22 protein-coding genes are annotated in these 20381 nt (G+C 58.8%); 14 read left to right on the plus strand and 8 right to left on the minus strand.

Annotation, left to right across the window (positions count from 1 at the left end):
- Positions 1-31 precede the first annotated feature (31 nt).
- From BT119_RS17135 to BT119_RS17160, 6 genes are all read right to left on the minus strand, one after another.
- The gene (locus tag BT119_RS17135) at positions 32-1525 is read right to left on the minus strand and encodes an RNA polymerase factor sigma-54 (RefSeq protein ID WP_003364093.1); all 1494 of its coding nucleotides are present in this window, start codon (positions 1523-1525) and stop codon (positions 32-34) included.
- A gap of 183 nt (positions 1526-1708) precedes the next feature.
- Complete coding sequence (gene lptB, locus BT119_RS17140) at positions 1709-2434, minus strand: LPS export ABC transporter ATP-binding protein (RefSeq protein ID WP_002555089.1); 726 nt, start codon at positions 2432-2434, stop codon at positions 1709-1711.
- Positions 2435-2983 (minus strand): lipopolysaccharide transport periplasmic protein LptA, encoded by a 549-nt coding sequence (gene lptA, locus BT119_RS17145; protein ID WP_002555088.1) that lies wholly within the window; start codon positions 2981-2983, stop codon positions 2435-2437.
- Positions 2970-3542: an LPS export ABC transporter periplasmic protein LptC gene (gene lptC / locus BT119_RS17150; protein ID WP_024661038.1), complete on the minus strand. Its 573-nt coding sequence runs from the start codon at positions 3540-3542 to the stop codon at positions 2970-2972. Before lptC ends, lptA begins: the two co-directional genes overlap by 14 nt.
- An 8-nt stretch (positions 3543-3550) precedes the next feature.
- Positions 3551-4090, minus strand: a complete 540-nt coding sequence (locus tag BT119_RS17155) for a KdsC family phosphatase (protein ID WP_003413390.1) — start codon at positions 4088-4090, stop codon at positions 3551-3553.
- The gene (locus BT119_RS17160) at positions 4090-5064 is read right to left on the minus strand and encodes a KpsF/GutQ family sugar-phosphate isomerase (RefSeq protein WP_003400250.1); all 975 of its coding nucleotides are present in this window, start codon (positions 5062-5064) and stop codon (positions 4090-4092) included. Before BT119_RS17160 ends, BT119_RS17155 begins: the two co-directional genes overlap by 1 nt.
- 304 nt (positions 5065-5368) lie before the next feature.
- Between BT119_RS17160 and BT119_RS17165 the strand changes: the two genes are divergently transcribed.
- The 10 genes from BT119_RS17165 to hisC all read left to right on the plus strand — a co-directional run bounded on the left by BT119_RS17165 (position 5369) and on the right by hisC (position 13359).
- Positions 5369-6178, plus strand: a complete 810-nt coding sequence (locus BT119_RS17165) for an ATP-binding cassette domain-containing protein (protein WP_003313589.1) — start codon at positions 5369-5371, stop codon at positions 6176-6178.
- Positions 6178-6975, plus strand: a complete 798-nt coding sequence (gene mlaE / locus BT119_RS17170) for a lipid asymmetry maintenance ABC transporter permease subunit MlaE (RefSeq protein ID WP_003364085.1) — start codon at positions 6178-6180, stop codon at positions 6973-6975. Before BT119_RS17165 ends, mlaE begins: the two co-directional genes overlap by 1 nt.
- Positions 6975-7442 carry an outer membrane lipid asymmetry maintenance protein MlaD gene (gene mlaD, locus BT119_RS17175; RefSeq protein ID WP_003313587.1) on the plus strand — a complete coding sequence of 156 codons (468 nt, stop codon included), beginning with the start codon at positions 6975-6977 and terminating at the stop codon, positions 7440-7442. The genes mlaE and mlaD overlap by 1 nt, the downstream gene beginning before the upstream one ends.
- A gap of 10 nt (positions 7443-7452) precedes the next feature.
- Positions 7453-8103, plus strand: a complete 651-nt coding sequence (locus tag BT119_RS17180) for an MlaC/ttg2D family ABC transporter substrate-binding protein (protein ID WP_003364082.1) — start codon at positions 7453-7455, stop codon at positions 8101-8103.
- Positions 8100-8405, plus strand: coding sequence for an STAS domain-containing protein (locus BT119_RS17185; RefSeq protein WP_003431491.1), 306 nt, complete (start codon positions 8100-8102; stop codon positions 8403-8405). Before BT119_RS17180 ends, BT119_RS17185 begins: the two co-directional genes overlap by 4 nt.
- A gap of 115 nt (positions 8406-8520) precedes the next feature.
- Positions 8521-8760, plus strand: coding sequence for a BolA family protein (locus tag BT119_RS17190; RefSeq protein ID WP_002555079.1), 240 nt, complete (start codon positions 8521-8523; stop codon positions 8758-8760).
- A gap of 22 nt (positions 8761-8782) precedes the next feature.
- Positions 8783-10048, plus strand: a complete 1266-nt coding sequence (gene murA / locus BT119_RS17195; RefSeq protein ID WP_002555078.1) for a UDP-N-acetylglucosamine 1-carboxyvinyltransferase — start codon at positions 8783-8785, stop codon at positions 10046-10048.
- 153 nt (positions 10049-10201) lie between these two features.
- Positions 10202-10837: an ATP phosphoribosyltransferase gene (hisG, locus tag BT119_RS17205; RefSeq protein WP_002555077.1), complete on the plus strand. Its 636-nt coding sequence runs from the start codon at positions 10202-10204 to the stop codon at positions 10835-10837.
- A gap of 123 nt (positions 10838-10960) precedes the next feature.
- Entirely contained in the window at positions 10961-12307 is a 1347-nt protein-coding gene (hisD, locus tag BT119_RS17210) for a histidinol dehydrogenase (RefSeq protein ID WP_058397322.1), read from the plus strand.
- Positions 12307-13359, plus strand: a complete 1053-nt coding sequence (hisC, locus tag BT119_RS17215; protein WP_072366425.1) for a histidinol-phosphate transaminase — start codon at positions 12307-12309, stop codon at positions 13357-13359. Before hisD ends, hisC begins: the two co-directional genes overlap by 1 nt.
- Before the next feature lie 674 nt (positions 13360-14033).
- Here hisC and algW read toward each other — a convergent pair.
- A complete protein-coding gene (gene algW / locus BT119_RS17220) occupies positions 14034-15194 on the minus strand; it encodes a Do family serine endopeptidase AlgW (protein WP_002555073.1) in 1161 nt (386 codons plus the stop codon).
- Between the two features lie 111 nt (positions 15195-15305).
- Here algW and BT119_RS17225 point away from each other — a divergent pair, with 111 nt between their 5' ends.
- The 3 genes from BT119_RS17225 to cysN all read left to right on the plus strand — a co-directional run bounded on the left by BT119_RS17225 (position 15306) and on the right by cysN (position 19044).
- On the plus strand, positions 15306-16064 hold the full coding sequence (locus tag BT119_RS17225) for a Nif3-like dinuclear metal center hexameric protein (RefSeq protein ID WP_072366427.1): 759 nt from the start codon (positions 15306-15308) through the stop codon (positions 16062-16064).
- Positions 16065-16217: 153 nt separating this feature from the next.
- The gene (cysD, locus tag BT119_RS17230; RefSeq protein ID WP_003313577.1) at positions 16218-17135 is read left to right on the plus strand and encodes a sulfate adenylyltransferase subunit CysD; all 918 of its coding nucleotides are present in this window, start codon (positions 16218-16220) and stop codon (positions 17133-17135) included.
- A 10-nt stretch (positions 17136-17145) separates the two neighbouring features.
- Complete coding sequence (gene cysN / locus BT119_RS17235) at positions 17146-19044, plus strand: sulfate adenylyltransferase subunit CysN (protein WP_003364069.1); 1899 nt, start codon at positions 17146-17148, stop codon at positions 19042-19044.
- A 112-nt stretch (positions 19045-19156) separates the two neighbouring features.
- On the opposite strand, the gene BT119_RS17240 is transcribed toward cysN, so the two are convergent.
- Positions 19157-19600, minus strand: a complete 444-nt coding sequence (locus BT119_RS17240; RefSeq protein ID WP_003364066.1) for a Z-ring associated ZapG family protein — start codon at positions 19598-19600, stop codon at positions 19157-19159.
- A 145-nt stretch (positions 19601-19745) separates the two neighbouring features.
- On the opposite strand from BT119_RS17240, the gene BT119_RS17245 reads away from it, so the two are divergent.
- A complete protein-coding gene (locus BT119_RS17245; protein ID WP_003364064.1) occupies positions 19746-20375 on the plus strand; it encodes an alpha/beta hydrolase in 630 nt (209 codons plus the stop codon).
- The last annotated feature ends 6 nt before the right edge of the window (positions 20376-20381 follow it).

The raw sequence follows: 20381 nt of genomic DNA on the forward strand, positions 1-20381 counted from the left end.
CTGCCACTGGGACGCTGTGGCTCGGCCTGCATCACATCAGTCGCTTACGCTCACTGGAAGGGGCGATCCCGAGAGACTCACGGTACTTGGCGACTGTGCGACGGGCTACTTGAATGCCTTGTGCCTCCAGTAAACCAGCGATCTTGCTATCACTCAACGGCTTTTTCTGATTTTCCGCCGCAACCAGTTTTTTGATGATTGCGCGAATTGCCGTGGACGAGCATTCGCCGCCCTCGGAGGTGCTCACATGGCTTGAGAAGAAGTATTTCAGCTCGTAAATGCCGCGTGGGGTGTGCATGAATTTCTGCGTGGTCACCCGCGAGATGGTCGATTCGTGCATGCCCACTGCCTCGGCAATGTCGTGCAGGACGAGCGGCTTCATGGCCTCGTCGCCGTACTCGAGGAAACCGCGCTGGTGTTCGACGATCTGCGTGGCGACCTTCATCAGTGTTTCGTTGCGGCTTTGCAGGCTTTTGATGAACCAGCGCGCTTCCTGCAGCTGATTGCGCATGAAGGTGTTGTCTGCGCTGGTGTCAGCGCGCCGCACGAAGCCCGCGTATTGCGGATTGACCCGCAGGCGTGGCACCGACTCCTGATTGAGTTCGACCAGCCAGCGTTCGTTGTCCTTGCGCACGATCACGTCCGGAATTACGTATTCGGCTTCGGTGGATTCGATCTGCGAGCCTGGACGCGGGTTGAGGCTTTGCACCAGCTCGATGACCTGGCGCAGCTCGTCTTCCTTGAGCTTCATGCGCCGCATCAGCTGGCCGTAGTCGCGGCTTCCGAGCAGATCGATGTAGTCGCTGACCAGGCGCTGTGCTTCTGTCAGCCACGGCGTTTTCGCTGGCAGCTGGCGCAGTTGCAGCAGCAGGCATTCGCTCAGATTGCGAGCACCGATGCCGGCAGGTTCGAACTGCTGGATGCGATGCAGTACGGCTTCGATCTCGTCGAGTTCGATGTCCAGCTCAGGGTCGAACGACTCGAGAATCTCATCGAGCGTCTCGTCGAGGTAGCCCTGATTGTTGATGCAGTCGATCAGCGTGACCGCTACCAAACGGTCCTTGTCGGACATCGGCGCAACATTCAGTTGCCACAGCAGGTGGCTTTGCAGGCTTTCACCGGCGGAGGTACGTGTGGTGAAGTCCCACTCGTCGTCATCGTTGCTTGGCAGGCTGCTGGCGCTGGTCTGGTAGATGTCTTCCCATGCAGTATCCACGGGCAGCTCGTTGGGAATGCGCTCGTTCCATTCACCGTCTTCAAGATTATCCACGGTAGGCGCGGATTCCTGATAGGTCGGTTCCTGAACGTCGGGGTTGGGCTTTTGTTCGATGTTGTCGGCAAGCGGGTCGGAGTTGTCGAAGTCGTCGCCTTCTTCCTGCCGCTCCAGCATAGGGTTTGACTCCAGCGCTTCCTGGATCTCCTGCTGAAGATCCAGAGTTGAAAGCTGAAGTAAGCGGATTGCCTGTTGCAGCTGCGGTGTCATCGTCAGCTGCTGGCCCATTCTCAAGACTAGCGATGGTTTCATGGCAGGGGCTAAACACCTTATTCGCCGGCGCGCATGCGCCATCTACTACAGGCGCCGTGGCGCCAACTTAAGCAAATTATATGCCTGAAACCTGTGCATTTGCCTAGAGTGATATGACAAATAAAATGTTGTCAATACACTGCGTAGGCATCAATCGGCTGCGAAGCGCAAAGGGGCAGTCGATTAAAGGCGGAACTCGTGGCCGAGGTAGACCTCTTTCACCAGCTGGTTCGCCAGAATGGTCTCGGAGTCGCCTTCCGCAATCAGCTGTCCATCGTTGACGATGTAGGCCGTTTCGCAGATATCCAGTGTTTCCCGGACGTTGTGGTCGGTGATCAGTACACCGATGCCCTTGGCCTTGAGATGGTGAATGATCTGCTTGATGTCGCCTACCGAAATAGGGTCGACACCTGCGAATGGTTCATCCAGCAGGATGAATTTCGGCGCGGTGGCCAGGGCTCGGGCGATTTCCACACGGCGACGTTCACCACCCGACAGGCTCATGCCCAGATTGTCGCGGATATGGGTGATGTGGAACTCCTGCAGAAGGCTTTCCAGTTCCTTGCGACGCGCACCGGCGTCGAGCTCCTTGCGGGTCTCGAGAATCGCCATGATGTTGTCGGACACTGAGAGCTTGCGGAAGATCGAGGCTTCCTGTGGCAGGTAGCCGATACCCGCGCGGGCGCGACCGTGCATGGGTTGATGGCTGACATCCAGATCGTCAATCAGCACACGACCCTGATCAGCCTGGACCAGACCCACGATCATGTAGAAGCAGGTGGTCTTGCCGGCGCCGTTCGGGCCCAGCAGGCCGACGATCTGGCCGCTGTCGATGGAGATGCTCACATCGCGCACGACCTGCCGGCTTTTGTAGCTTTTAGCCAGATGCTGGGCTTTGAGCGTCGCCATTTACTGGGCCTTCTGAGGTTGATCGGTTTTCTTTTTCGGCTGGATGACCATGTCGATACGCGGACGTGGTGTAGTCACCTTGGCACCGCCATTGGCCCGACCGGCACTGACGACCTGTCTGACCGTGTCATAGACGATTTTCTCGCCTTCCGAGGTGTTGCCATCATTGATGACCTTGGCCTTGTCGATCAGGACGATACGGTCCTGGCCGGCGTAATACTGAATGGTGACGGCATAGGCCTGCACGATCGGCTTGTCCACGGCAGGCTTCTGCTCGTAGTAGGCCAGATTGCCGACCGAGGTGAATACGTCGACTTCGCCCTGGGCATTACGCGTGATCGTCACGGTGTTGCCCGTAATTTTCATCGAGCCCTGAGTGATGATGACATTGCCCTTGTAAGTCGCCACGCCTTTCTTGTCATCGAGCTGAGCATCGTCAGACTGGATGTGAATAGGCTGATCTCGGTCGGTTGGCAGGGACCAGGCGCTCGCGCTTCCCAGTGCTGCGCCCAGGCCGAGCAATAAAGGAAGAGTTTTAACGAGCCTCATACTGTCCTCTTACGTTGGACAGCAGGTCCATCCTGCTGTCTTTCAAATACGCTTTCATTCCCTTGGCCGTGGTCACACCGCCTGCGCCGTCGATTCTAACGTCTTGGTCGGTCTGCGCATATTGCTTCTGAGGGAATACGGTCATGCGACTACTGGTGATGATAGTCGTACGTTGTTTTTCATCGGTGCGTTCAACGCGCACGGAATCGATCAGCTCGACCTGGTCGCCGCCGGACGAAACCTCGCCTTTCTTGCTCTGCACGTGCCAGGGAAACTCGCCGCCGCGGTACATGTGCAGGTCTGGCGTGGTCAGCAGGGTCACGTCAGTGGCTTTCACATGCTCCACCTTGTCGGAGGTCATGTCGTACTGAAGCGTGCCGTCGGGCAGGTACTGAACGCTGTGGGCGTTGATTGCATAGTAGTCGATGACAGTGTCGTCGACCGTCGAGACCGGTTGATCCATGAAGCTTTCCGGGCTGATGTTCCAGTAGCCGACCGCTGCCAGCAGCAGCGCCAGTACCCCGAGAAGCAGGAACTTGCGAATTTTTTTAGTGAACATAATGGCTTCTATAAATAGGCGGAGTGAGCCGCTTCAAGGTTGCCTTGCGCACTCAGAATCAGTTCGCAGAATTCGCGCGCTGCGCCTTCGCCGCCTCGCGCCCTGGTTATCCCGTGTGCATGCTCGCGTACAAAGCCGGCAGCATTGGCCACTGCCATGCCCAGACCTACGCGTCTGATGACGGGCAAGTCTGGCAGATCATCACCCAGATAGGCGACTTGTTCGTAACTCAGATTGAGTTCTGCCAGCAACTTGTCCAGCACTACCAGTTTGTCTTCACGCCCCTGGAACAGGTGTTCAATGCCCAGGCTCTTTGCCCGGCGCTCGACTATCGCGGTCTTGCGGCCACTGATGATCGCCGTGGTGACGCCCGAAGCTATCAGCATTTTAATGCCTTGGCCGTCGAGGGTATTGAATGTCTTGATCTCGCTGCCGTCTTCCATGAAGTAAAGGCGGCCATCGGTCAGCACGCCATCGACGTCGAAGACTGCCAGCTTGATGGCCTTGCCGCGTTGCATGAGATCCTGGGTCATTATTTCGGTTTCCATTACATGACGCCTGCGCGCAGGAGATCCTGCAGGTTGAATGCGCCAACCGGCCGGTCGTTCTGGTCTACGACAACAAGCGCACTGATTTTGTTGTCCTCCATGATTTTCAGCGCCTCGGCGGCGAGCATCTCGGCATGGGCGGTCTTGCCATGAAGCGTCATGACCTCATCGATGATGGTCTGGCGGATATCGACAGGGCGGTCCAGCGTCCGGCGCAAGTCACCGTCCGTGAAGATGCCGGCCAGGGTGCCATCGGCTTCGACGATGGCGGTCATGCCCAGACCTTTACGAGTCATTTCAAGCAGTGCGTCGCGCAGCAGGGTACCGCGTTGCACGCTGGGCAGTGATTCGCCGGAGTGCATCACATTCTCGACCTTGAGCAGCAGGCGACGACCCAATGCGCCGCCCGGATGGGAGAATGCGAAATCTTCGGCGGTGAAACCGCGGGCGTCGAGCAGCGCTACGGCGAGGGCGTCGCCCATGACCAGTGCGGCGGTTGTCGAGGACGTCGGTGCCAGGTTGAGCGGGCAGGCCTCATGCACGACATGCGCGTTGAGGTTGATGTCGGCAGCCTTGGCCAGAATGGACTCGGGGTCGCCGGTCAGGCTGATCATCTTTATGCCCAGGCGCTTGATCAGTGGCAGCAGGGTGACGATTTCGTTGGTGCTGCCAGAGTTCGACAAGGCCAGGATGATGTCGTCACGGGTGATCATGCCCATGTCGCCATGGCTGGCTTCGGCCGGATGCACGAAAAAAGAGGTGGTGCCCGTGCTCGCCAGCGTGGCAGCGATCTTGTTGCCGATATGTCCGGACTTGCCCATGCCGACCACGACCACGCGCCCTTTGCTGGCAAGGATCATTTCGCACGCGCGCACGAAATCGCCGTCAAGACGTTCAAGCAAGCCTTGCATGGCTTCTATCTCAAGGCGAATGGTGCGTTGCGCCGATTGGATCAGGTCACTGGATTGGTTCATGTCTGGAAAGGGTCAGCCTGCTGAAAGGCGGCGATTATAGCGGTAATGAACGATTCCCTCACGTCTGATCGTCGTTGTGTTGTTTTTAAACGAATTTCCTACGTACCTGCGGGTCTGTATTCAAGCCTGTAGCCATAACATTGTGGTACAGAATAATTCAGCGAATACCTGAACCGCTCGGTTCTCTTCTTGGGGGCGGGTGGCTGCGGTGATATAGTTCGCGGCCTGTTCGGCACGCCTGGACAGCCTGTCGGTGTTCAAAAACCGACGGCTCAAGGCGGAAGCTGTATCGCAAGGAGTTTAGATGAGTCCTGATGACGCCTATGCGGTCGAGTTGAAAGGTGTGTCTTTCAAACGCGGTGCGCGCAGCATTTTCAATAACGTTGATATTCGTATTCCGCGCGGCAAGGTTACCGGGATCATGGGGCCGTCAGGTTGCGGCAAGACCACCCTGTTGCGCCTGATGGGTGCCCAGTTGCGCCCGAGCGAGGGACAGGTGTGGGTCAATGGCCAGAATCTGCCGGAGCTGTCGCGCAGTGATCTGTTCGATGCCCGCAAGCAGATGGGCGTTTTGTTTCAGAGCGGTGCACTGTTTACCGATCTGGATGTTTTCGAAAACGTCGCCTTTCCCCTGCGCGTGCACACCGAGCTGCCGGAAGAAATGATCCGCGACATCGTTCTGCTCAAGCTTCAGGCCGTGGGCCTGCGCGGCGCGGTGGAACTGATGCCGGACGAATTATCGGGCGGCATGAAGCGTCGTGTCGCGCTGGCGCGCGCAATCGCTCTCGATCCGCAGATTCTCATGTATGACGAGCCCTTTGTCGGGCAGGACCCTATTGCGATGGGGGTGCTGGTGCGTCTGATCCGGCTGCTTAACGACGCACTGGGTATCACCAGCATCGTGGTGTCCCATGACCTCAGCGAGACTGCGAGCATTGCCGACTATCTATATGTCGTCGGCGACGGGCAGGTGCTGGGGCAGGGTACGCCGCAGGAACTGATGTCCTCGGACAATCCACGTATTCGTCAATTCATGACCGGCGAGCCGGACGGCCCTGTACCGTTCCACTATCCGGCGCCGGATTTTCGCGAAGATCTATTGGGGAAGCGCTGATGCGCAATAAGTCACTGATGGACCGGGTCAGCCTGCTGGGGCGTTCGGCCATTGATATTGTTACTGTTCTGGGGCGTTCCGGTCTGTTTCTGGTGCACGCCCTGCTCGGTCGCGGCGGTGCGGGCAGCAGTTTTCAATTGCTGGTCAGGCAGCTGTATTCGGTGGGGGTCATGTCGCTGGTCATCATTGTGGTGTCCGGCATGTTCATCGGCATGGTACTGGCGTTGCAGGGCTTCAGCATCCTGACCAAATACGGTTCGGAGCAGGCGGTCGGCCAGATGGTTGCCCTGACCCTGCTGCGTGAACTCGGTCCTGTGGTGACGGCCTTGCTGTTCGCCGGTCGTGCCGGGTCTGCATTGACCGCCGAGATCGGCAACATGAAATCCACCGAGCAGCTGTCGAGCCTTGAAATGATCGGTGTCGATCCACTCAAGTACATCGTTGCGCCTCGTCTGTGGGCCGGCTTCATCTCGTTGCCGATTCTGGCGATGATTTTCAGCGTGGTCGGTATCTGGGGGGCTTCCTGGGTGGCGATCGATTGGCTCGGAGTCTATGACGGTTCTTTCTGGTCGAACATGCAGAACAGCGTTTCTTTCACGAACGATGTGCTCAATGGGGTGATCAAAAGCGTCGTATTTGCCTTCGTGGTGACATGGATTGCCGTTTTCCAGGGTTACGATTGCGAGCCTACTTCCGAGGGGATCAGTCGCGCGACGACCAGAACCGTCGTATACGCCTCTTTGGCCGTGCTGGGACTGGACTTTATTTTGACCGCTTTGATGTTTGGAGATTTCTGATGCAAAACCGTGCCATCGAAACCGGAGTCGGTCTGTTCCTGCTGGCGGGGATACTGGCTCTGCTCCTGCTGGCCCTGCGAGTCAGTGGTCTGAGCACGAGCGCGAGCACCGACACTTATAAACTTTATGCCTACTTCGACAATATTGCCGGTTTGACTGTCAGAGCCAAGGTAAGCATGGCTGGCGTCACGATCGGCAAGGTGACGGCGATCGATCTGGATCGCGATACCTTTACCGGTCGCGTCACGCTGGAGATTCAGAAGAAGGTCGATAACCTGCCTTCGGACTCGACTGCGTCGATTCTGACTGCCGGTTTGCTGGGTGAAAAATACATCGGTCTGAGCGTCGGTGGCGATGACAAGCTGCTCAAGGATGGCGGGACTATCCATGACACGCAGTCGTCGCTGGTGCTGGAAGACCTGATCGGAAAATTCCTGCTCAATACTGTTAGTAAAGACGCCAAGTGAGGAGCTTCAAATGATCTCTATTCTGCGCCGTGGCCTGCTGGTATTGCTGGCCACTCTGCCAATGCTGGCGAATGCCGCGGCGACTCCGTCGGCTCATGACCTGGTGGAGCGCACCACCAAGGAACTGTTGAGTGACCTGGCGACCAATCGCGAGCAGTACAAAGCCAACCCAAGCGCGTTCTATGATGCACTGAACCGCATTGTCGGTCCTGTCGTGGATGCCGATGGCATTTCCAAAAGCATCATGACCGTGAAGTACTCCCGCAAGGCGAGCCCTGAACAGGTGAAGCGTTTCGAGGAAAACTTCAAGCGCAGCCTGATGCAGTTCTACGGCAATGCCTTGCTTGAATTCAACAACCAGGGCATTACCGTCGCACCTGCCAAGGACGAAGGCGATGACCGCACCAGCGTTGACATGCAGGTCAAGGGCAATAACGGCGCGATCTATCCGGTTTCCTACACGCTGGTCAAGCTGAACGGCGAGTGGAAAGTGCGTAACGTTGTCATCAACGGTATCAATATCGGCAAGCTGTTCCGTGATCAGTTCGCCGATGCCATGCAGCGCAACGGCAACAACCTGGATACAACCATCAACAACTGGGCTGGCGAAGTGGCCAAGACCAAATCTACCGTTGATGCCACGCAGAAGCCGGTGCAATGACCGAATCTGCCGTCCGCCTCGTCGGGCCGGGTGAGCTCAGGCTGATCGGTGTGCTGGATTACCGTACAGGGCCGCAACTGCGCAAGCAGGGTGCGGCGCTGATCAAGTCCGGTGATCTGGCAGACCTCACGCTTGACTGCTCGGGTGTCGAGAAGTCCAGCAGCGTCGGCCTGGCCTTGTTGCTGGCGTTCATGCGCGACGCCCGGGATGCGGGCAAGTCGATGACCATCCGCGCACTCCCCGAAGACATGCGCCAGATAGCTCGCGTATCAGGTTTGACCGAGCTGCTGGACGCCCACTGAAAGGCATCATCGAAAAAGCCCTTTATCCGGGACCTGCTTGTCGGGCTTCGCATAACATGGGCTTTTTTTGTATGATGCCAGACCCGCGCGCGTACAGCGCCGATCGAGGTTAAGCATGCAGGCCGTAGAAGTTAAAAGCTTCCTTGAAGGAAAGCTGCCGGAAATCAAAGTGGAAGTCGAAGGCGAAGGCTGCAACTTCCAGTTGAACATCATCAGCGACGAGTTGGCCGGCCTGAGCCCGGTCAAACGTCAGCAACAGATTTATACCCATCTGAACCCCTGGATTGCCGATGGCAGCATCCACGCGGTGACCATGAAATTTTTCAGCCGCGCTGCATGGGCCGAGCGTTCCTGAGCCAATTGGTGTCGAGACTCTAATGGATAAATTGATTATTACCGGCGGCGTTCGTCTTGATGGCGAAATTCGCATTTCCGGGGCAAAGAACTCTGCCCTGCCGATCCTTGCCGCCACGTTGCTGGCGGACGGACCCGTCACCGTTCAGAACCTGCCGCACCTGCACGACATCACGACCATGATCGAGCTGTTTGGTCGCATGGGCATCGAGCCTGTCATCGATGAAAAGCTCAGTGTCGAAATCGATCCGCGCACCATCAAGACCCTGGTCGCCCCGTACGAACTGGTGAAAACCATGCGTGCGTCGATTCTGGTGCTGGGCCCGATGGTCGCTCGATTCGGTGAGGCCGAAGTGGCTCTGCCAGGCGGCTGTGCCATCGGTTCGCGTCCGGTCGACCTGCACATCCGTGGTCTTGAAGCCATGGGCGCGATCATCGACGTCGAAGGTGGCTACATCAAGGCCAAGGCACCCGAGGGTGGCTTGCGCGGTGCCAACTTCTTCTTCGATACCGTGAGCGTGACCGGTACTGAGAACATCATGATGGCAGCCAGCCTCGCCAACGGTCGCAGCGTGCTGCAGAACGCCGCACGCGAGCCCGAGGTTGTCGATCTGGCCAACTTCCTGATCGCAATGGGGGCCAAGATTCACGGTGCAGGCACCGACACCATCACCATCGATGGCGTCAAGCGTCTGGGCCCGGCCACTTACAAGGTCATGCCTGACCGTATCGAGACCGGCACCTACCTGGTGGCCGCTGCTGTTACCGGCGGTCGCGTCAAGGTCAAGGACACCGATCCGACCATCCTCGAAGCTGTGCTGCTCAAGCTTCAGGAGGCGGGTGCTGAAGTCACGACCGGTGAAGACTGGATCGAGCTGAACATGCACGGCAAGCGTCCAAAGGCGGTCAATGTGCGTACCGCGCCTTACCCGGCGTTCCCGACCGACATGCAGGCGCAGTTCATTTCGCTCAACGCGATTGCCGAGGGCACCGGGGCGGTCATCGAGACCATCTTCGAAAATCGCTTCATGCACGTGTATGAAATGCACCGCATGGGTGCTCAGATTCAGGTTGAAGGCAACACCGCCATTGTCACCGGCACCGAAGTACTCAAGGGCGCGCCAGTCATGGCGACCGACCTGCGTGCATCGGCCAGTCTGGTGATCTCGGCGCTGGTCGCTCAGGGCGACACGCTGATCGACCGCATCTACCACATAGACCGTGGTTACGAGTGCATCGAAGAGAAGCTGCAAATGCTGGGTGCCAAGATCCGCCGCGTTCCGGGCTAGCAGCAGGCGGCCCTGATGCCGCTGGCATCGGGGCCGCCTGTTCTGTCGCGGGTGTGATTTCTGATTCGTTTCACTTCAGGTCAACAGGCCTGAGGGTTGTCATGCGCCGCTTGCGTCGTGACAAAAGTTTCCTGATAAGGACTTACGTTTCCCATGTTGACCATCGCACTGTCCAAGGGCCGCATTCTTGATGACACCCTGCCGCTTCTCGCTGAAGCGGGCATCGTGCCGACCGAGAATCCGGACAAGAGCCGCAAGCTCATCATCCCCACGACTCAGGCCGATGTGCGCCTGCTGATCGTGCGCGCCACCGACGTGCCGACCTATGTCGAGCATGGTGCCGCCGATCTGGGTGTCGCGGGCAAGGATGTGTTGATGGAATACACCGGTCAGGGCCTCTATGAGCCGCTGGACCTGCAGATTGCCAAGTGCAAGCTGATGACCGCTGGCGCCATCGGTGCGGTCGAGCCCAAGGGCCGTCTGCGCGTGGCTACCAAGTTCGTCAACGTTGCCAAGCGTTACTACGCCGAGCAGGGCCGTCAGGTCGATATCATCAAGTTGTACGGCTCCATGGAGCTGGCACCGCTGATTGGCCTGGCAGACAAGATCATCGATGTGGTCGACACCGGTAACACCTTGCGCGCCAACGGCCTCGAGCCTCAGGAACTGATCGCGACCATCAGTTCGCGTCTGGTGGTCAACAAGGCCTCCATGAAGATGCAGCACGCACGTATCCAGGCCCTCATCGACACCCTGCGCAAGGCAGTGGAGTCGCGACACCGTAGCTGATCCCTTCACGCAACGTTGAGTTGCGTCCAGCTATCCGTGTCATAGCCAAATTTCTCAGGTGCCTGCGCGGATAGCTTGGTAGCTTTAGGCTCCTGAGCATCCGCCAATTATTGAGGCCCCGCTATGACCACTCCCACTGCAATTCGCCGACTCGACGCTGCTGACCCGGATTTCGCACGACATCTGGATCATCTGCTGAGCTGGGAAAGTGTGTCTGACGATTCGGTCAACCAGCGCGTGCTCGACATCATCAAGGCGGTGCGTGAGCGGGGCGACGCGGCGCTGGTCGAGTTCACCCAGAAGTTCGACGGGCTACAGGTTGCGTCGATGGCCGACCTGATCCTGCCTCGCCAGCGCCTGGAGCTAGCGTTGACGCGCATTACCCCGGTTCAGCGCGAAGCCCTGGAAAAAGCCGCCGAGCGTGTACGCAGCTATCACGAAAAGCAGAAGCAGGATTCCTGGAGCTACACCGAGGCCGACGGCACGGTGCTGGGCCAGAAGGTCACGCCGTTGGACCGTGCAGGCCTGTACGTGCCGGGTGGCAAGGCTTCCTACCCGTCTTCGGTATTGATGAACGCTATACCGGCCAAGGTGGCAGGCGTGACCGAAGTGGTCATGGTCGTGCCGACGCCGCGTGGTGAAATCAACGAGCTGGTGCTGGCCGCTGCCTGTATTGCAGGGGTTGACCGGGTGTTCACCATCGGCGGGGCGCAAGCTGTTGCCGCGCTGGCGTACGGCACTGAAAGCGTGCCGAAAGTCGACAAGGTGGTCGGTCCTGGCAATATTTACGTGGCGACCGCCAAGCGTCATGTGTTCGGTCAGGTGGGGATCGACATGATCGCCGGTCCTTCCGAAATTCTGGTGGTGTGTGACGGCCAGACCGATCCTGACTGGATTGCCATGGACCTGTTCTCCCAGGCCGAGCACGACGAAGACGCCCAGGCCATTCTGGTCAGTCCGGATGCCGAATTTCTCGACAAGGTCGCCGCCAGCATCACCCGTCTGCTACCGACTATGGAGCGGGCGGCCATCGTCGAAACGTCGATCAATGGCCGCGGTGCGCTAATAAAGGTGGCTGACATGGCCCAGGCTATCGAAGTCGCCAATCGCATTGCGCCCGAGCACCTTGAACTGTCGGTCGCCGATCCGGAAGCCTGGCTGCCGCAGATCCGCCATGCGGGTGCGATCTTCATGGGGCGCCACACCTCCGAAGCACTGGGCGACTACTGCGCAGGTCCCAACCATGTGTTGCCGACCTCTGGCACGGCGCGTTTCTCTTCGCCGCTGGGCGTCTACGATTTCCAGAAGCGCTCGTCGATCATCTATTGCTCGCCGCAAGGTGCGTCCGAGCTGGGCAAGACAGCGTCCGTGCTGGCTCGTGGCGAATCACTGAGCGGCCACGCGCGCAGTGCCGAATATCGAATCACTGACCCTGACTGGAAAGCAGGCAACACAGAGGACGGCAAATAATGAGCAAATTCTGGAGCCCTTTTGTCAGCGATCTGGTGCCTTATGTGCCGGGCGAACAGCCAAAGCTGACCCGACTGGTCAAGCTTAATACCAATGAAAACCCGTATGGCCCTTCGCCAAAGGCCATCGACGCCATGCGCGCTGCGCTGACCGACGACTTGCGTCTGTACCCGGACCCCAACAGTGATCTGCTCAAGCACGCTGTCGCCGATTACTACAAGGTGCAACCCAATCAGGTGTTCCTGGGTAATGGCTCGGATGAAGTGCTGGCGCACATTTTCCACGCTTTGTTTCAGCACGATGCTCCGCTGCTGTTCCCGGATATCAGCTACAGCTTCTATCCGGTGTATTGCGGCCTGTATGGCATCGACTATGAAACGGTCCCGCTGGACGAGCAGTTCCAGATCCGTGCTGTGGACTATGCCAAGCCGAATGCCGGGATCATCTTCCCCAACCCGAATGCGCCGACGGGTTGCCTGCTCGGTCTGGACAAGGTCGAGCAGATCATCAAGGCCAGCCCGGATTCGGTGGTGGTCGTCGATGAAGCGTATATCGACTTTGGTGGCGAGACAGCCATTACGCTGATCGACCGTTACCCGAACCTGCTGGTCACTCAGACCCTGTCCAAGTCGCGCTCGCTGGCCGGTCTGCGCGTCGGCCTGGCGGTAGGGCATCCTGACCTGATCGAGGCGCTGGAGCGGGTCAAGAACAGCTTCAACTCCTACCCGCTGGACCGCATGGCCAACGTGGGAGGGGCAGCGGCTTTCGAGGATCGCGAGCACTTCGAGACGACCCGCAACAAGGTCATCGAAAGCCGCGAGGCGCTGGTCGAGCAGTTGCAGGGCAAGGGCTTTGAAGTGCTGCCATCGGCAGCCAACTTCATCTTCGCTCGCCACCCGCAACACGATGCCGCAGCACTGGCCGCCAAACTGCGCGAGCAGGGCGTCATCGTCCGCCACTTCAAACATCAGCGAATCGCCCAGTTTCTGCGTATCAGCATCGGCACGCCAGAGCAGCATCAGGCGTTGCTGGAAGGTCTGAGCGACATCTGAGACGCGGATCGGTCAGCCCGAAAACGGGCTGACCTTGCGCTGCCACAGGATCATTGATGCCGCAGAGCATCCGCATGGCCTGGAAACACCGCCGACCTATGTGAGTAATCCAAACGGCTCGAAAACACCCCGGACCTGTGTGGGGGCGAGCTTGCTCGCGAAGAGGCCCGTTCAGCCTCTGAAACTCCATTGATCAGGTAATCCGCCTTCGCGAGCAAGCTCGCTCCCACAAGATCATCGCTGCCGCAGAGCATCTACATTGCTTGAAACACTTCGGACCTGTGTGAGTGTCTCGCATGGCTTGAAAACACTCCGGATCTGTGTGGGAGCGAGCTTGCTCGCGAAAAGGCCCGTTCAGCCTCTGAAACTCCATTGATCAGGTAATCCGCCTTCGCGAGCAAGCTCGCTCCCACAAGATCATCGCAGCCGCAGAGCATCCGCATGGCTTGAAACACTTCGGACCTGTGTGAGTGTTTCACATGGCTTGAAACACTCCGGACCTGTGGGAGCGAGCTTGCTCGCGAAAGGGTCTGCACAAGCGCCGAAAATGCATCGACTGAAACACCGTATTCGCGAGCAAGCTCGCCCCCCACGCCCTTCGGGCAGAAGCCCGGACGCCCTATATTCCCGGCGTCACAGATCTGTGCTGTACCGCGCTTTCAGGTAATGGCGCATCACTCCGGCGCTGCGGCGGGTGTCGGGGCGGGTGGTGGGCGTAGGCCGACTTCGGCGCTCAAGCGCATCTCCTTGCCGTTGCGCATCACGTCGATAGCAATCTTGTCCTTGGGTTTGGTGCGCGCCACCTGGTTCATCGAGCGACGACCATCGCCGGCAGGTTCGCCATTGATACTCAGGATCACGTCGCCCAGTTGCAGGCCGGCTTTCTGCGCCGGTCCGTCGCGGAAGATGCCGGCCACAACGATACCTGGACGATCCTTCAGCCCGAAGGATTCGGCCAGTTCCTGGGTCAGGGGTTGAACTTCGATGCCCAGCCAGCCACGAATGACCTGACCGTGCTCGATGATCGACTTCATGACATCCATTGCCAATTTGGTCGGAATAGCGAAGCCGATGCCCTGGGAGCCGCCGGACTTGGAAAAAATCGCGGTATTGATACCGATCAGATTGCCGCTGGCGTCTACCAGCGCACCGCCCGAGTTACCCGGGTTGATGGCCGCATCGGTCTGAATGAAGTCTTCATAAGTGTTGAGGCCCAATTGATTGCGCCCGGTGGCACTGATGATCCCCATGGTCACGGTCTGGCCGACCCCGAACGGGTTGCCGATCGCCAGCGCAACATCGCCGATGCGGATGCTGTCAGAGCGCGCGATGGTAATCGCGGGCAGGTTTTTCAAATCGATCTTGAGCACCGCCAGGTCGGTTTCCGGGTCATTGCCGATGACCCGGGCAATGGTTTCGCGGCCGTCTTTTAGCGCTACCACGATCTGGTCCGCGCCAGTGGTGACGTGGTTGTTGGTCAGTATGTAGCCTTCAGGGCTCATCATCACGCCAGAACCCAGGCTCGATTCCATACGCTTCTGCTTGGGCGTGTTGTCGCCGAAGAAGCGGCGGAACTGCGGGTCTTCGAAAAGCGGGTTGTTGCCCTTGTTGACCATCTTGGTGGTATAGAGGTTGACCACCGCGGGCGCTGCGGCAATGACCGCGTCGGCATAGGAAGACGGACCTTGCATGACGTTGGTGGTCTGTGGGGCCTGTTGCAGATTGACATCCAGGCTCGGCAGACCGACCCACTGCGGATAGCGCTGAATAATCAGCATGGCGATAAGCACGCCAGCCAGCAATGGCCAGCCGAAAAAACGCAGTGCCTTGAACATTTAACAAGTCCTGATGGTTGCGGGCGCAGAAAGTTTTGCCACGGGTGCGCCATAATGGCGGGCATTATACGAGTACAACGCAGCTCTGAACTGCATATTTAGGAGTCTTTTATGGCTGTTGCCCTGAGCACCCTGGTCGAAGAAGCCGACCGCTATCTGAACAGTGCCCGGATTCAGGATTACTGCCCCAATGGCCTGCAGGTCGAAGGGCGGCCGCAAGTCATGCGCATCGTCAGCGGCGTGACGGCCAGTCAGGCCCTGCTGGATGCGGCAGTCGATGCCCAGGCTGATCTGGTTCTGGTTCACCACGGTTATTTCTGGAAGGGCGAAAACCCGTGTGTCGTCGGCATGAAGCAGCGTCGCCTGAAGACTTTGCTCAAACACGACATCAGCCTGCTGGCCTATCACCTGCCGCTGGATGTGCATCCCGAGGTGGGCAACAACGTGCAACTGGCGCGTCAACTGGACATCACGGTCGAAGGCCCTCTGGACCCTGAAAACCCGCTTGTGGTCGGGTTGATCGGCTCGTTGTCCGAGCCCATGACTGCGCGGGATTTTGCCCGTCGCGTGCAGGATGCGCTGGGGCGTGAGCCATTGCTCATCGAAGGCAGTCAGATGATTCGCCGTGTCGGCTGGTGCACGGGCGGTGGTCAGAACTACATTGATCAGGCAGTGCTGGAAGGCGTCGATCTGTTCCTCAGTGGCGAAGCGTCAGAGCAGACGTTTCATAGCGCACGCGAGAATGACATCAGCTTCATTGCGGCCGGTCATCATGCCACCGAGCGCTATGGCGTGCAGGCGCTGGGCGATTATCTGGCGCGACGGTTTGCGCTCGAGCATATCTTCATCGACTGCCCGAACCCGATTTGAACGATCAAACAGCAGGGCATATGCATAGATCGTTTCGATCTAGCTGCGTCGCTGATTAGCGATATCACGCATGTTAAAGTGCCCGGCTCGAATACGGCCCGCTGGCCGCCCCGGGGTTTCCCGGTCCATAACGAACGCAATCCGTGAGTAGCCATGGTTGACAAACTGACGCATCTGAAACAGCTGGAGGCGGAAAGCATCCACATCATCCGCGAGGTCGCCGCCGAGTTCGATAACCCGGTGATGCTGTACTCGATCGGCAAGGATTCGGCCGTGATGCTGCACCTGGCGCGCAAGGCATTCTTCCCCGGTAAACTGCCATTCCCGGTCATGCACGTCGATACGCGCTGGAAATTCCAGGAGATGTATCGCTTCCGCGACCAGATGGTCGAGGAAATGGGGTTGGACCTGATCACCCACATCAACCCCGATGGCGTGGCACAGGGCATCAACCCGTTCACCCACGGCAGCGCCAAACACACCGACATCATGAAGACCGAGGGCCTGAAGCAGGCGCTCGACAAGCATGGTTTCGACGCCGCCTTTGGCGGTGCCCGACGCGATGAAGAAAAGTCCCGGGCCAAGGAACGCGTCTACTCGTTCCGCGACAGCAAGCACCGCTGGGACCCGAAAAACCAGCGTCCCGAGCTGTGGAACGTCTACAACGGCAACGTCAACAAAGGCGAGTCGATCCGTGTGTTCCCGCTCTCCAACTGGACCGAGCTGGACATCTGGCAGTACATCTACCTCGAAGGCATCCCGATCGTGCCGCTGTATTTCGCCGCCGAGCGCGACGTCATCGAGAAGAACGGCACGCTGATCATGATCGACGACGAGCGCATCCTCGAGCATCTCACCGATGAAGAGAAGTCGCGCATCGTCAAGAAAAAGGTCCGTTTCCGCACCCTCGGCTGCTACCCGCTGACCGGTGCTGTCGAGTCCGAAGCGACCAGCCTGACCGACATCATTCAGGAAATGTTGCTGACGCGAACTTCCGAGCGCCAGGGCCGGGTCATTGACCATGACGGCGCTGGCTCGATGGAAGAAAAGAAACGTCAGGGTTATTTCTAAGGGGTGTCACATGTCGCATCAATCTGATTTGATCAGCGAGGACATCCTCGCCTACCTGGGCCAGCACGAACGCAAGGAAATGCTGCGCTTTCTTACCTGTGGCAACGTCGATGACGGCAAGAGCACGCTGATCGGGCGTCTGCTGCACGACTCCAAGATGATCTACGAAGATCACCTGGAAGCCATCACCCGTGACTCGAAGAAGTCCGGCACCACTGGCGATGACGTCGATCTGGCGTTGCTGGTGGATGGTCTGCAGGCCGAGCGGGAGCAGGGCATCACTATCGATGTCGCCTATCGCTATTTCTCCACGGCCAAGCGCAAGTTCATCATTGCCGACACCCCGGGCCACGAGCAGTACACCCGCAACATGGCCACCGGCGCGTCGACCTGTGACCTGGCGATCATTCTGGTGGACGCGCGCTATGGCGTGCAGACCCAGACCCGTCGTCACAGCTACATCGCTTCGCTGCTGGGCATCAAGCACATCGTCGTCGCCATCAACAAGATGGACCTCAATGGCTTTGATGAGGGCGTGTTCGAGTCGATCAAGGCCGATTACCTGAAGTTCGCCGAGGGTATCGCGTTCAAGCCGACCACCATGGCTTTTGTGCCGATGTCGGCGCTCAAGGGCGACAACGTGGTGAACAAGAGCGAGCGTTCGCCGTGGTACACCGGCCAGTCGTTGATGGAAATTCTCGAAACGGTCGAAATCGCCAGCGACCGCAACTATGCGGACCTGCGTTTCCCGGTGCAGTACGTCAACCGTCCGAACCTGAACTTCCGTGGCTTCGCCGGTACGCTGGCCAGCGGCATCGTGCACAAGGGCGACGAGATCGTCGTGCTGCCATCGGGCAAGAGCAGCCGTGTGAAGTCCATCGTCACCTTTGAAGGTGAGCTGGAGCAGGCCGGGCCGGGCCAGGCAGTGACGCTGACCATGGAAGACGAGATCGACATTTCCCGTGGTGACCTGCTGGTGCATGCCGACAACGTTCCGCAGGTCAGCGATGCGTTCGAGGCCATGCTGGTGTGGATGGCCGAAGAGCCGATGCTGCCGGGCAAGAAGTACGACATCAAGCGCGCCACCAGCTATGTGCCGGGCTCGATTGCCAGCATCACCCACCGGGTCGATGTGAACACACTGGAGGAAGGCCCTGCCAGCTCGTTGCAACTGAACGAGATCGGCCGGGTCAAGGTCAGCCTCGATGCGCCCATCGCGCTGGATGGCTACAGCAGCAACCGCACCACGGGGTCGTTCATCGTCATTGATCGTTTGACCAATGGCACCGTTGCGGCAGGCATGATCATTGCCAAGCCGGTTTCAGGTGGTGGCTCGCAGCACCATGGCGAACTGGCCCACGTCTCCACAGAGGAGCGCGCGCAGCGCTTCGGTCAGCAACCGGCCACCGTGTTGTTCAGCGGCCTGTCCGGCGCGGGCAAAAGCACGCTGGCCTATGCGGTCGAGCGCAAGCTGTTCGACATGGGCCGTGCGGTCTATGTACTGGACGGTCAGAACCTGCGTCATGACCTGAACAAGGGCTTGCCACAGGATCGTGCCGGTCGTACCGAGAACTGGAGCCGTGCTGCTCATGTGGCGCGTCAGTTCAACGAAGCCGGCCTGCTGACTCTGGCCGCATTCGTTGCCCCTGACGCCGAAGGGCGTGAGCGCGCCAAGGCGCTGATCGGCAAGGATCGTCTGCTCACGGTCTATGTGCAGGCATCGCCAGCGGTCTGCCGCGAGCGTGATCCACAGGGCCTGTATGCCGCCGACGGCGACAACATTCCTGGCGAGTCCTTCCCGTATGACGTGCCGCTGAATGCCGATCTGGTGATCGACACGCAGACACTCAACGTCGAAGAAAGCGTCAGGCAGGTGCTGGATCTGCTGCGCAGCCGCGGCGCGATCTGATTCATAGCCTCTAGCAAGGGGCTTACATCTGCAGGGGATTGCAGTTTCGATCCCACAAAAAAGCCCGCCGCAGACAATCTCTGCGGCGGGCTTTTTGTGTGGCTGTGAAAGCTTACTTCTTCAAGCCGTAATGCTCGTCCAGCATGCCCGGGGTGTTGGGCGACTTGGGGGCGTAATCCTTGGGCGTTTCAGTGTCGCGTGGCGGGGTCAGGCGGTCGCGATGATCGCGGTGCGCATGATTGGCCTCAGGGTGCAGGGCGGCCAGCAGGCGTTGGCGGGTCAGCTCGTCGAGAGCCAGGCGGTTGGCGCCCTCGGCAAGGTGTTCCTGAACATCCTGATAGCTCTGTGAAAGCTTTTGTACCAGATTGGCCGTGCTGTTGAAGTGCGTGACTACCTCGTTCTGATAGGTGTCGAAACGCTCCTGAATGTCATCCAGCTGGCGCTGGGTGCTGTTCGGAACGGTGTTGGGCAACAGGCGTGCCACCAGAAAACCAATGACGACACCGGCCACCAGGGCGAGCGTCGGCAACAACCAGACTAAGAGCGAGTGTTCCACGAGTCCTTCCTCTATAAACGGCTTTGCTTTACGTTAACGGCTCGAACCTGCGCTGTATACCCGCGACGTATCGTTGATATGCATGCCGCAGACAATCAGCTAGACGAGTCGACCCATTTCGAGGTCACGGAGTTCTGTTTTGCTCATGCGTGAAACCCCATTATTTATCGATGGCCCTGAGGGCCAGCTCGAAGCGCTGTATCAGGACGTCCCCGACGCCCGAGGTGTTGCACTGATCTGCCATCCTAACCCGATACAGGGCGGAACGATGCTCAATAAAGTCGTTTCGACGTTGCAGCGCACCGCACGCGATCAGGGTTTGATCACATTGCGCTTCAATTATCGCGGCGTCGGCGCCAGTGCCGGTACGTCGGTTGCCGGGCCGGGCGAGATTGATGATGCCCAGGCAGCCGCCCGATGGCTGCGGGCGCAACATCCGGATCTGCCGATGACCCTGTTCGGATTTTCCTTTGGCGGCTACGTTGCTGCAAACCTGGGTGGCAGGCTGGAAGCGCAGGGTGAAAAGCTCACGCACGTGTTTCTGGTTGCTGCTGCGGCTTCGCGGCTCGAGGATCAGAGCGTGCTGCCCCAGGCTTGCCCGCTGACGATCATTCAGCCCGAGAACGACGAAGTGATCGAGCCCGAGACCGTCTATGCATGGTCCGCCGCGTTGCAACGTCCCCATGAGCTGCTGAAAGTGGCAGAATGCGGACACTTTTTTCACGGCAAGCTGACTGATCTGAAAGATCTGCTCCTGCCGCGACTTTCCAGCTGATTGCAG

Origin of the sequence: Pseudomonas sp. NFACC10-1 (assembly GCF_900119195.1) — a bacterium.
In the GTDB taxonomy this organism is placed as follows: domain Bacteria; phylum Pseudomonadota; class Gammaproteobacteria; order Pseudomonadales; family Pseudomonadaceae; genus Aquipseudomonas; species Aquipseudomonas cerasi.

Excerpts from the sequence above, each read along its gene's own strand:
- BT119_RS17135 (WP_003364093.1), bottom strand. The coding sequence starts at position 1,525 with ATGAAACCATCGCTAGTCTTGAGAATGGGCCAGCAGCTGACGATGACA.
- lptB (WP_002555089.1), bottom strand. The coding sequence starts at position 2,434 with ATGGCGACGCTCAAAGCCCAGCATCTGGCTAAAAGCTACAAAAGCCGG.
- lptA (WP_002555088.1), bottom strand. The coding sequence starts at position 2,983 with ATGAGGCTCGTTAAAACTCTTCCTTTATTGCTCGGCCTGGGCGCAGCA.
- lptC (WP_024661038.1), bottom strand. The coding sequence starts at position 3,542 with ATGTTCACTAAAAAAATTCGCAAGTTCCTGCTTCTCGGGGTACTGGCG.
- BT119_RS17155 (WP_003413390.1), bottom strand. The coding sequence starts at position 4,090 with ATGGAAACCGAAATAATGACCCAGGATCTCATGCAACGCGGCAAGGCC.
- BT119_RS17160 (WP_003400250.1), bottom strand. The coding sequence starts at position 5,064 with ATGAACCAATCCAGTGACCTGATCCAATCGGCGCAACGCACCATTCGC.
- BT119_RS17165 (WP_003313589.1), top strand. The coding sequence starts at position 5,369 with ATGAGTCCTGATGACGCCTATGCGGTCGAGTTGAAAGGTGTGTCTTTC.
- mlaE (WP_003364085.1), top strand. The coding sequence starts at position 6,178 with ATGCGCAATAAGTCACTGATGGACCGGGTCAGCCTGCTGGGGCGTTCG.
- mlaD (WP_003313587.1), top strand. The coding sequence starts at position 6,975 with ATGCAAAACCGTGCCATCGAAACCGGAGTCGGTCTGTTCCTGCTGGCG.
- BT119_RS17180 (WP_003364082.1), top strand. The coding sequence starts at position 7,453 with ATGATCTCTATTCTGCGCCGTGGCCTGCTGGTATTGCTGGCCACTCTG.
- BT119_RS17185 (WP_003431491.1), top strand. The coding sequence starts at position 8,100 with ATGACCGAATCTGCCGTCCGCCTCGTCGGGCCGGGTGAGCTCAGGCTG.
- BT119_RS17190 (WP_002555079.1), top strand. The coding sequence starts at position 8,521 with ATGCAGGCCGTAGAAGTTAAAAGCTTCCTTGAAGGAAAGCTGCCGGAA.
- murA (WP_002555078.1), top strand. The coding sequence starts at position 8,783 with ATGGATAAATTGATTATTACCGGCGGCGTTCGTCTTGATGGCGAAATT.
- hisG (WP_002555077.1), top strand. The coding sequence starts at position 10,202 with ATGTTGACCATCGCACTGTCCAAGGGCCGCATTCTTGATGACACCCTG.
- hisD (WP_058397322.1), top strand. The coding sequence starts at position 10,961 with ATGACCACTCCCACTGCAATTCGCCGACTCGACGCTGCTGACCCGGAT.
- hisC (WP_072366425.1), top strand. The coding sequence starts at position 12,307 with ATGAGCAAATTCTGGAGCCCTTTTGTCAGCGATCTGGTGCCTTATGTG.
- algW (WP_002555073.1), bottom strand. The coding sequence starts at position 15,194 with ATGTTCAAGGCACTGCGTTTTTTCGGCTGGCCATTGCTGGCTGGCGTG.
- BT119_RS17225 (WP_072366427.1), top strand. The coding sequence starts at position 15,306 with ATGGCTGTTGCCCTGAGCACCCTGGTCGAAGAAGCCGACCGCTATCTG.
- cysD (WP_003313577.1), top strand. The coding sequence starts at position 16,218 with ATGGTTGACAAACTGACGCATCTGAAACAGCTGGAGGCGGAAAGCATC.
- cysN (WP_003364069.1), top strand. The coding sequence starts at position 17,146 with ATGTCGCATCAATCTGATTTGATCAGCGAGGACATCCTCGCCTACCTG.
- BT119_RS17245 (WP_003364064.1), top strand. The coding sequence starts at position 19,746 with ATGCGTGAAACCCCATTATTTATCGATGGCCCTGAGGGCCAGCTCGAA.